Genomic DNA, 12,367 nt, shown 5'->3' on the forward strand with positions numbered 1-12,367 from the left:
TTGATCCCTGATCACGATGTAGAGCAATGGCCCTATCGCTATGCAAATAACATAAAAGGGGACGGATTTTATTTTTCAAATAAAAAAGGAGGGCATCCATTGCCCCCCTCCTCTACACACGCTCCTTGCATCAATCCCGATCAGAACCTCAACTAGCCAAAATGAAGTCCGAAGCAGTAACCGTCGTCGCGTCCGCCACCCCTATCAAGCGGATGGACTCAGCGCCTGCGGAGCTGATCAAGGTATCCGCACCGAGATCGGTGATGATGACGGTGGCGGCAAACGTCGCAGCTGTGACGCCGAACGCGGAAATATCGAGAAGGTCCTGGCCTCCCGCCGCGTTGGCATCGAAGTTGAAGATCTGATCGGCTCCGAAGCCCGCTGCGAACAGGAAGACATCGTTGCCATTGCCGGCGTCCATGAGGTCGTTGCCGGCCCCCCCCGTGACCGTATCGTTGCCAGCACCGCCATCGATCGAGTCACTGCCGATGCCACCCAACAAGGTGTCGTTACCGATACCACCGAGCAGCGTGTCGTTGCCATCGCCACCCTCGAGCAGATCATTGCCGGTACCGCCATCCAGGCGGTCGTCACCCAGCCCGCCGAGCAGCGTGTCGTTGCCGAGGTCACCATTGAGCGTGTCGTTACCGCCGTTGCCGGTGAGGATGTCGTCGCCGCTGCCACCATTGAGGGTGTCATTGCCTGCGCCACCGGTGATGACGTTGTTCAACACGTTGCCGTTGCCGACGAAGTTGCCGACCCCGGTGTAGGTCAGGTTTTCGACGTTGGCGCTGAGTGTGTAGCTGGCCTGCGACGCCTGCACGGTATCCGTACCGCCACCGGCCGCTTCTACCACCGCGTCCGCGGTTGCATCGACGATGTAGGTGTCGTTGCCGGCGCCGCCAATTAACTGGTCGGTGCCTGCACCGCCATTGAGGACGTCGTTGCCGGCCCCGCCGGTCAGGGTGTTGGCCAGGGCATTACCGGTACCGGTGAAGTTGCCGACGCCGGTGAAGGTCAGGTTCTCGACGTTGGCACCCAGCAGGTAGCTGGCCAGACTGGTTTGCACCAGATCGGTACCGCCGCCCAGCGCCTCAATGACGGTGTCGCCGACGTTGTCGACCACAAAGGTGTCGTTGCCGACACCGCCATCCATGACATCCACGCCGAGACCGCCATTGAGGATGTCGTTGCCGCTATCGCCATTGAGGGTGTCATTACCGGCACCGCCGGTGATGACGTTGTTCAACGCGTTGCCGTTGCCGACGAAGTTGCCGACGCCGGTAAAGGACAGGTTTTCAAGGTTGGCACCCAGCGTGTAGCTGGCCAGCGCCGTCTGCACGGTATCCGTCCCGCCACCCGCCGCTTCAACCACCACGTCCGCTGCCACATCGACGACGTAGGTATCGTTGCCGGTGCCCCCAACCATCTGGTCTGCACCCGCACCGCCGTTGAGCACGTCGTTACCGGCCCCGCCGGTGATTGTGTTGGCCAGCGCATTACCGGTACCGGTGAAGTTGCCGGCGCCGGTATAGGTCAGGTTCTCGACGTTGGCACCCAGTACGTAGCTGGCCAGGCTGGTTTGCACCAGATCGGTCCCGCCACCCAGCGCCTCGGTGACCGTGTCACCGACGTTGTCGACCACAAAGGTGTCGTTGCCGGTACCCCCGTTCATGGCATCCGCGCCGAGCCCACCGTTGAGAATGTCGTTGCCGTCCCCGCCACTGAGGGTGTCGTTACCGACCCCGCCGGTAATGGTGTTGGCCAGCGCATTACCGGTACCGGTGAAGTTGCCCGCGCCGGTATAGGTCAGGTTTTCGAGGTTGGCACCGAGCACGTAGGTGGCCAGGCTGGTTTGCACCAGATCGGTCCCACCATTCAGCGCCTCGGTGACAGTGTCACCGACGTTGTCGACCACAAAGGTGTCGTTGCCGGCACCGCCGTTCATGGCATCTGCGCCGAGCCCGCCGTTGAGGGTATCGTTGCCGTCCCCGCCACTGAGGACGTCGTTACCGGCCCCGCCAGTGAGGGTGTTGTCCAGCGCATTACCGGTACCGGTGAAGCTGGCGCCTCCGGTATAAGTCAGGTTTTCGACGTTGGCACCGAGTGCGTAGCTGGCCAGACTGGTTTGCACCAGATCGGTCCCGCCACCCAGCGCCTCGACGACGGTGTCACCGACGTTGTCCACCACAAAGGTGTCGTTGCCGGCACCACCGTTCATGGCGTCCGCGCCGAGCCCACCGTTGAGGGTGTCGTTGCCGTCCTCGCCATTGAGGATGTCGTTGCCGTCTCCGCCGTTGAGGATGTCGTTGCCAGTGCCGCCAAACAACTGGTCAATGCCGCCCAGACCATTAAGCGTGTCGTTCCCGCCCAGGCCACTCAGCACATCGGCACCCGCGCCACCGGTGAGCGTTTCCCCCAGAGCGGTACCCACTAGTACCACGCCAGGCGGCAGCGTAACGGCGGCGGTTGCCGCAGAGGTCACCGTCTCCAGCGTGCCGAATCCATCGGTATAGCGCACGATCACCCGCAGTTGCAGATTGTTTTGCGCCACACCCGGGGTGAACGTCGCAGCGGTCGCACCGGTGATGTTGCTGAAGGTTGTGCCGAGACCTTGCTGCCATTGGTAGCTGAAGGTGCCCAACCCATCCGCATCGGCAATCCCGGCCGTCAGCGCGGTCAGCAGCTGCCCTTCTTCAGGTGTCGTGTCGCTGATCAGCAACGCGCCTGTCGGTGCGTCGTTGACGTTGGCCACCGGGTCCGAAGGGTCGGACGCCACGCTTTCGGCCACACCGAAGTCATCCACGTAACTGACCACCACGCGCACCTGATCGCCGACCTGGTCCTGGCCAAGCGTGAACGTGCTGGCGGTGGCGCCGGCGATGTTGACGAAGCTGACCCCATTGGTCGCCTGCCACTGGTAGGTGAACTGCGGATTGCTGAGGCCATCAAGGTCGATGATGCTCGACGGGTCAGCGGTCAACAGTTGGTTCTGCACCAGGAGCCCGTTGATGGTCGGCCCTGCGGTCGGCGTGCTGTTCCCCGACGAATCGATGATCTCCAGGGTGCCCTTGGCATCCTGATACACCGCCCTGACGCGGATGTTCAGGCCCGCCACATCGTCCGCCACCCGGTAGGTGGTGCCAGTGGCTCGCGACGCTTCGCCGGCGGCAATCACGGTGATGTCTTCATAGATGCCCGTGCCGGGAATGTTTTCGACCTGCCAGTAGTAAGCCACCGCACCGGTTACCCCGCCGGTCGGATTGACCCCACTTACGTTGTCCGCATCGTGTACCGCTCGATTGCTGACGCGCAGCAACTGGCCGGCGACAGGCGTGTCGTCACGCAGACCGGTAGCATCGTCGAGAATCGCCAGATGACCCGATGGGCCTTCGTTCAAGGCGGTGCCCACTCCGGATTCTTGCGCCAGGTCAGAGAACTGCAGACGCTCGATGCCCGTCAGTCGATCGACGCCATCACGCCCCGCCACCAGGTCGGTCACGATGACGGTGTCGCCCTGGACTTCGACAAGGTATTCCGTCGAATTACCGGAGAACACCGCGGTGTCGTAGCGGTCATTGCCGGTCAGAATCTCCCGCTTGATGATCAACTGACCCGGGTTGTAAGTACCGTTCAGCATGAACGGCACCATCGGCTCCATGCTGTCGAACGAGGCGATTTCCGGGCCGGTGCCATCGATGTTCGCCCGTACGCTGATGCGTACGTTCAGCCACTTGTCACCATCAATGATGTCGTCACCACCACGACCTTCGATAAGGTCGCTGCCGCTGCCACCGAGGATGATGTTGCCGCCGTCGAAGAACGTCGCGCCGGCGGGCAACAGATCAGCCAGGCCGTCGATCAGATTGATGTTGGTCAGCACACTGCCGGTCGCGCCGGCGGTGGGTAGCGAGGTTGCATCTTCGTTATCACCGCGCAGGAAGTCACCGTGCTTTGAACCCGACAGCCCTTCCATGATGTCGAAACGCACGAGCGCCGAGGCACCCGATCCCGGCACCGGAGGTACATCGAAAAAGCGGTCGGTGAAATCGATGGACACGCCTTGGGCGAGGTCCTTGAAGGTTGCCCAGTCATAGCCGGAACCGCCGATATAGCGGTCACCGAGGCCGAGACTGCCGACCATGATGTCGTCGCCGCCCTCGCCGTTGAACTTGTCGTTTTCGCTGGCGCCGATGAACACATCGTGGCCGATGACAGGGTCGTTGCCGAACGGGTCGAAGTTGTCGCCAGGCGCACCGTCCGAGGTGCCCTTCTCGATCCAGTCGTCGCCTTCGTTACCCATGTCCTGTTCGTTGGCTTTGCTGCCCAGGATGAAGTCGTTGCCCTGGCCACCAATGGCCTCGGAAGCGTCCTCGCCGGTCACGATGAAGTCATTGCCAAAGCCGCCAATGATCAGGTTGACGCCGTTACCACCGTGCAGCACGTCGTTGCCGTCGCCACCCTGGATGTTATCGTCGCCGCCGCGGTCGCTGATGATGTCGTCGCCGGCGCCACCGCGCAGTTGGTCATTACCGTCACCGCCTTCGATGCGATCGTTGCCGCCGTCACCCCAGACCGTGTCATCGCCTTCACTGGCGATGAGGATGTCAGCGCCGTTGGTGCCGCCCAGCACGATGTGCTCGTCACCCGAGTACCGGATGTAGTTGGCGTCCGGTCCTGCAGTCAGCGGGTTGTCGCGGAACACCACCTGCTCGCCGTGCTCGCCCAGTGGATCGGCGTGGCCCAGGCCATCGTTGAACTGCTTGCTCTGGTCCCTTTCCAGATAGAACCCCGGGTCCGAGAACACCAGGCCTGGCAAGTGCGTGGCCGAGGTGTTGGCCATGATCAGCTTGGCGAACGAGTTGCTTTCCAGCTCGGCATTCATCGACAGGCCGGAAGTACGCTCCAGATAATAGAAGCGGTCGCCGTCCTGCAGTTTTTCCATCTGGTTCTCGAACACGAAGTTGAAGGTCGAGCCGAGCATGCCACCGAACGGCGTTTTCTCTTCGGCCAGACCACCGATCCAGAGGTCGATGGCATCGACACCCGTGATCGTCACCCCCTTCAGATCGTCGGCAGTCCCCAGCACCCCGTCCTTGCCGGCACGCGTCACGTTGGCCCAGGTGCCAGTGCCGTTGAGGAAGTCCATGCGGTCAGCCGGCGCACCCGTACCGCCAAAGACCAGGGCCATGGTAGCCGCGCGTTTGGCTTCCAGGGTGGTCGCGGCCGAGATCGTGCCATGGGTGCCATAGGCCGCGATGAAGTTGATCAACGACTCCGGATGTTTGAGGTGTTGAACCAGGTCGACCCAGCTGGTGTAAGGCTTGAGTTGGGTATCACCGGTCTGGCTGTAGATGTCGCGGCGGATCGCGTTGAGTGAGGGAATCCCCACGTCGCGGCCACGGGCAATGTTGATCGCCGGCAGGTCGAGCGGCAGGCCGAGCAGGTTGTTGCGCAGCGCCTCGGTCACGAACTCGTCGATTTCGTTACCGGCTTGGCGAGTCACCCCACGGATAATCGCACTGGTCGCATCCTCTGGCGTCACGCCACTGGCGGCGTACGCCAACGGGTTGAGAAACGCCGCGATCAAGCCCAGTTGCTGATCGGGATCAGCGCTGTTCGGATCGCCCACCACGTTGAAATTGCCATCGTAGCGATCGACGGTCTCGGTCAGCATCGAGTGGCCAAACCGGTAAACGGTGTGAGCGAACTCGGCGACGATCGAGGCGTCGAGGTCGACGTCATAGACCTGGGTCGGCGCAAAGAACAGGTCGACTCGGGGCTGAATGGTCCGTGCAAACTCCTCGAACACCAGGTGTTGATACTGCATCTCGGTGCCGAACTTGGCCGCCTGGAACAAGCGCTCGCCATTCCATACCAGCGCATCGATTTCAGCTTGGTTGGCGGGCAACGCGCTCACCGGAGCCAGCAGCCACTCGTTGATGAAGGCTACATCACCCGAATCGAGCACGGTGTCCATCGTCTGCGCCACCAGCCGGTTGTGCTCGGCGTGGAAGATCGCATGCACGGCGGTCAGGCCGATGTTCTCGTTGACCCGGCCGTCGCCGGCGATGTAGTGCGCATTCAGCAACTCGTTGTCGTAGGCCAGGTTGGCCCCGGTCTGCGGATTGACCGGCACTGCGTTGCCGATGTTGGAATCCGCGTCAGGCATGAGCACGCCACCGCTGAACACCGGCGCTGCATTGTGGGCAATGTCGGCGAGGAACTGGTGACCGGTGCGCACCGCATTGGTCAGATCGACGGGAGCAAGCGGGTTGCCTTCGACCAGAACGTCATCAGCCGTACCGCCAAGGCCGTCAGCCCCTTTCATCACGACCATCGGGAAGCCGTTTGGCCCTTTGATGAAGTTGCCATAGGCGTCGGTGGCCAACAACGGCGAGTTATCGACATCGGCATCGGTGAGGCGGATACCCAGAATGTCCTTGGCCTGCGCCTTGACCACCTTCCAGGTGGCCATGCCGCCGATTTCGGAGTCGTCAGAGGTTCCGTACTTGCCGTCCGCCCCCAGGTCACGGTTGGTGATCAGCCTGCCGGTCGCGATGGGGCCGTCATCAGTCAGTACATAACCGCGCAGAAACACCTGGTGCGAGGGATGCGAGCTGTAGGTCTGGTTCTGGTCCACGAACGGCGTGGTGGTGTTGGTATGTTCATGGATGTCGTCGGCCGTGCCGAGCACACCATCCGCCCCTGGCTGGTTGGTCGCGCGGGTCAACACCATGAAATTGGTGTGGCCGCCGGGTACATACAGCGGATCATCCGGTTGCAACGGAATGTACACGGTGCCCGAACCGCCCTTGGTGAGCAGGTCCAGACCATGGTCGAAGAACTGCCCGAAGAAGGTCATCCAGGCGTTGAACGGCGCGGACAATCCCGCATCCGCCGTGGTGTTTTCGAACAGGTACACATCGTGGTCATCGGCAGTACCGAACTGACCATCCATGCCAGGGCTGGCGACTATCCGCACACCTTCCTTGAGCACATCATCATTGTGCGGCGTGCCGTAATTGAGCACACCGTCCGCCCCCGCCTCGTAAGCCGTGGCATAGGCCGCCGGGTTGTTCGACGTCTGGTCGACGATCAGGTTACTGATGGTGCGCGGCTGCGAGTCAAACACAGGCCCGCTGGTTTGCTGATAGGACGTTCCCGGGATGGCCGGCGAGCCGGGGCCGAAGAATCCCGCAGGAGCACCTTCGGCCGGATTGAACACCGGATCGCTCACACGCGGAAAGAGGTTATCAGCCGCACCATACTGGGTGTTGTTGATGCCATTGAGGTTCAGCAGGTTGTTGTTCGATCCATCGACCGCACGCAAGCCCAAGGGTGCGCGGATATTCGGGATCAACGAGAGGATGTCCTGACCGGACGCGTCAGCCTCGGCAATCTTGATCTGATCAAGAATGAAGTTGAGGTCGGAGCGGACCATGTGAAGGCCCTCGCCGCCCGCCGTTGCATCGACTACAGGTGTCGGTGCCGTTGGCACGACCGGCGCGCCGGGAACCACCACGGACGTCGGTTGCGAGAACACCACTTCTGTCGTGCCATGACCATCCTGGTAGATCGCCTTGACCCGCAACGACAGACCGGCGAGATCCGGAGAGACCTTGAACGAGGTGCCGTCGGCACTCTGGAACGCCAGGTCACCGGCAGGCAGCAGGATGATGTCCTCGAACACGCCAGTGCCTGGATCGGCCTCGAACTGCCAGTAGTAGGACACCGAGGAATTGTTCAGAGTCCCCCCGACGTTGTTGGCATCGGTCACCCCGGCCACGCTGACGGTCAGCATGTCGCCCACCGTAATCGCCCCGCCGTTTCCATCGGCGATGGTCGGTCTGCCAACCGGTTGAGCATTGAGCCCCGGCACCAGCACTCGCTGGCCATCGGCGAATTGCAGACGTTCGATATGCAGCAGGGTATCGGTGCCGTCGCGAGCCACGTCGGTATCCGTCACCGTCCAGACATCGTCCGACAGATCCGCCGTGCCGCGGGTGTTCTGAGTCACCACATACTCGGACTGAAGACCGGAGAAAATCGCGGTGTCGAAAGCTGCCCCGCCCGTCGAGGTACCGGGCAGGATTTCCCGCACGGCCTTGAGTTGGCCCGGGTTATAGGTACCGTCCAGCATGAACGGAATCATGTCGACCATGCTGTCGAAGCTGGCGATCTCGGGCCCGGTATGGTTGACATCACCCGGGGCATAGACCGCAATTCTGACGTTGAGCCATTTGTCGCCGTCGATCAGGTCATCGCCCCCGCGGCCCTCGATCAGGTCACTGCCATTGCCACCCAGGATGATGTTACCCGTGGCAAAGCCTGTGGTCGGCAGTCCGGCATCGGACAGGAACTGCGCCAGTCCGCGGATCAACGCGACGTTGGTCAGTGCGCTGCCCGTGGTGCCACCGTGGTTTATGATCGTGTCGGCATCGACATTATCGCCTCTGAGCACATCGCCGAACTTCGAACCGGACAACCCTTCCACTTCTGCGAAGCGGTCAAGAATCGAGGCCGGCGATGCGCCGACCGGATTGAACGGCCCGTTGTTCTGGTTGGGCGCGTTGCCGTGTGGCTGTGCCAGCGCGGCCATGGTCAGGTCAACGGTCACGCCGATCCGGTCATTTTTGTGGGTCACCCAGTCGAAACCGGACATGCCGTCCATATTGTCCTGGGCATCGCTGCCGACAAAGATGTCATCGCCACCCTCGCCGATCATTTCGTCGAAGCCACCACCGCCGATAAAGATGTCGTTGCCGATCACATCATCGTTGAGCAAGGGCGAGGCGTTATCGCCAGGTGCACCGTCCTGGGTGCCCTTTTCGATCCAGTCGTCGCCTTCGTTGCCGGTGGCGGGCAGGTTGGTCTTGGCACCCAGGATGAAATCGTCGCCCTGGCCGCCAAAGGTGGTGCTGATATCTTCGGTGGTGACGATGAAGTCCTGCCCATCGCCGCCCAGGATCAGATTGCCGCCAGCCAGCATGCTACCGGCCACGATCACATCGTTGCCCGCATTGCCTTCCAGACGGTTGTCGCCGAACGAGTCGGTAATGATGTCATCGCCCGCGCCACCCAGCACCGCATCGTTCCCGGCGCCACCTTCGAGGCGATCGTTACCGCCGTCGCCGTAAAGGGTGTCATCGCCGTCACCGGAGATGAGGATGTCATTGCCGGCGGTGCCGCCCAGGACGACATGGTCTTCACCGGTGTACTGAAGATAATTGCTGTCTGCGCCAGGGGTGTCGGGGTTGTCGCGGATCACCAGCTTCACGATTTCCACGCCGTTGATCATGAGGCCGCCAGTAGGATCGGCCTTGCCGTTCAAGCCAAGGTTGGTGAACTGATCGGCCTGATTCACTTCGAGGGTGAACGTCGGCGTCAGGAACACAGTGTTCGACAGGTGGGTGACATCGGTGTTGAGCATCATCAACTTGGCAAAGGAGTTGTTCTCCAGCTCGGTGCCGAAGTTCAGGCCCGCGGTGCGCGACAGGTAGTAGAAGCGGTCGCCGTTCTGCAACGCTTCCATCTGGGTTTCGAACACGAAGTTGAACGTCGAGCCGAGCATGCCGCCGAACGGCATTTTCTGCTCGGCGAGGCCACCGACCCAGAAGTCGACATCGTCGAGACCCGTGATCGTCACACCCGTCACGTCGTCGGCCGTACCCGTCAGCCCATCCTTGCCGGCCAGCGTTACGTTGGCATAGACACCGGTGCTGTTGAGGAAGCTCAGGCGGTCAGCCGGTGAACCCGCACCACCGAATACCAGCGCCATGGCTGCAGCGCGTTTGTCGGCCAGTGTGGTCGCCGACGTAATCGTGTCATGCGTGCCATAGGCCGCGATGAAGTTGACTAACGACTCGGGGTGCTTGAGGTGGTCCGCAAAGTCGGCCCAACTGATGTACGGCTTGAGTTGGCTGTCGCCGGTTGATGCGTACATCTCACGGCGCGCTTCATTCAACGTGGGGATGCCCGTGTCGCGGCCACGCGCCATGTTCAGGGCCGGCAAATCGAGCGGCAGACCGAGCAGATTGTTGCGCAACGCTTCGGTGACGAACTCGTCGATCTCGTTGCCGAGCTGGCGGGTCACACCGCGAATGATTGCCCCTGCCGCTTCGTCCGGCGTCGCCCCGCTGCCGGCGAACGCCAGCGGATTGAGGAAGGCCGCGATCAAACCCATTTGCGAGTCCGGGTTGTTCGGGTCAGTGAGCAGCGGATTGAATTCGGGGTCGAAGCGATCGACGGTCTCGGTCAACATCGAGTGACCGAAGCGGTACACCACGTGGGCGAACTCGGCGAGGATGGCCGGGTTGATCGAGGTGTCATACCCGTTAGGGGCAAGGAACTCGTCGATCTGTGGCTGAATGGTCCGCGCGAACTCCTCGAACACCAGGTGTTGGTACTGCATCTCGGTGCCAAACTTGGCGGCCTGGAACAGGCGTTCGCCGTCCCACACCAACGCCGCGATGCCGGCGGGTGTAGTCGGAATCGCGGTCACGTCAACCGCCAGCCACTCATTGAGGAAGGCCAGATCGCCGGCGGCAAGGAGGGTGTCCTTGGTTTGCTGGACCAGGCGATTGTGTTCGGAGTGGAACACATGGTGCACGGAGGTCAGGCCGATGTTCTCGTTCACCCGGCCGTCACCGGCAATGTAGTGAGCGTCGAGCAGCTCATTGTCGTAGGTCAGGTTGTTGCCGCCCGCGCCAACCGGCTGCGCATTGCCGATATCGTCGTCAGCATCCGCCTTCAGAACCCCGCCAACGACTACCGGCGCGGCATTGTGGGCGATGTCGTCGAGGAAGCCATGCCCGGCGCTCACGGCGCTGGCCAGACTGATCGGCGCATCCCGGTTGCCTTCGACCAGTTGCGTGACGTCATCAGCCGTCCCGGCGATCCCGTCAGTACCGTTACTGACGCGCATCACCACCTGCGGCATGCCGCTCGGCCCCCGGATGAAGTTGCCATACGCATCGGTTGCCAGCAGCGGCACGCTGTGCACATCGGCGTCGGTCAGGTTGATGCCGAGAATGTCACGGGCCTGGGCCTTGACCACGGCCCAGGTCGCCATGCCGCCAGTGGTGCCATCGCCATCATCGGCCGTGCCGAACTTGCCGTCGGCGCCGAGATCGCGGTTGGTAATCAAGCGTCCCGTTGCAACAGGGTCACCTGCCGCGTTCAGGGCATATTCGCGCAGGAACACCTGATGCGAGGGGTGCGAGCTGTAAGTCTGGCTTTGGTCCACGAACGGCGAGGTGGTGTTGGGCTGGCCATCATCGGCAGTGCCGAGTATTCCGTCCGCGCCAGGGGTATGCACGGCACGTGGCAGCACCATGAAGTTGGTCGGGCTGCCCTCGACGTACAACGGATCGTCCGGCAGCAGCGGAATAAACACGAAGTCGGTGCTGCTCTTGGTGACCAGGTCGAGGCCGTGGTCGAAGAACTGGCCGAAGAAGGTCATCCACGAGTTGAAGCCGGCGGTCAGACCCACGTCCGGCGACTCGTTGGGGATGAAGAACACTTCCTTGTCGTCGGCCGTGCCGAACACGCCATCCAGACCGGGACTGATCACCGGGTCGGCGCCGCCGTTCGCGGCAACCGCGGCCGGGTTGTTGGCTGTCTGATCGTTGATCAGGTTACTGATGATCCGCGGCTGCGGGTCGACCACATTCCCTGACGCGGCATAGGCCGCTCGATACTGGGCATCCAGTACGCGCAGGAAGGAATTGTCCGCAGCGCCAAACTCGCTTTGCCCGGCGACCAGGTTGTTGTAGCTGCCATCGACGGTTCGCAGGCCGAATGGCACCTGACTGTTGGGCAGCAAATCAATGAGGCTGGCGCCGCTGGCATGGGCTTCGGCGATGAAGATTTGCTTGAGGATGAATTCCAGGTCCGACTTGTTGAAATTGGCCATTGCGGTGTCCTCGATCTAATGGGGAGAAAGGCATGGGACGAGGAAACCCTCCCGCGCCCAGTCAAGTGCTGGCTTGCGCAGTTCGTTGGTTCGATTTTTTGGCGAGAGCAGGCGTGGGTCAGGCAAAGCCGTCCCCTGCGCCCGGTTATGCGCGCCTGGAATTCGCGAAATGAAAGGTCGCTGAGCGATTAGGCAGAGCGATTCCGGGCCACGGGTGGGCCATGGAATCGGGAAGTCAAAGCGAACTTCCTGAACAGCTCCATCACAGTGCTACAGAACGAAATGATCGACATGCCGTGCTCCTTCAGGACCACCGTGCCTTGCACTTTCGAAGCGATGGCAAGCTTCAGACGGGCGCCCTTGAAGATGACTAAAGTTCCATAGCCTTGCGATGTCAATATTACGACGCAAAAAAAGTCGACCGGCATTTAGTATGACAACTTACTGTTC

1 protein-coding gene is annotated in these 12,367 nt (G+C 61.7%); it reads right to left on the reverse strand.

The features are described from left to right. Positions 1-148: 148 nt before the first annotated feature. On the reverse strand, positions 149-11,917 hold the full coding sequence (locus ACRC4F_RS05200) for a peroxidase family protein (protein WP_438658387.1): 11,769 nt from the start codon (positions 11,915-11,917) through the stop codon (positions 149-151). Between the last annotated feature and the right edge of the window lie 450 nt (positions 11,918-12,367).

Source organism: Pseudomonas sp., assembly GCF_051660785.1.
Taxonomy (GTDB): Bacteria; Pseudomonadota; Gammaproteobacteria; order Pseudomonadales; family Pseudomonadaceae; genus Aquipseudomonas.

What these genes read in the sequence shown, in the direction of transcription:
- ACRC4F_RS05200 (WP_438658387.1), bottom strand. Translation starts at nt 11,917, where the DNA reads ATGGCCAATTTCAACAAGTCGGACCTGGAATTCATCCTCAAGCAAATC.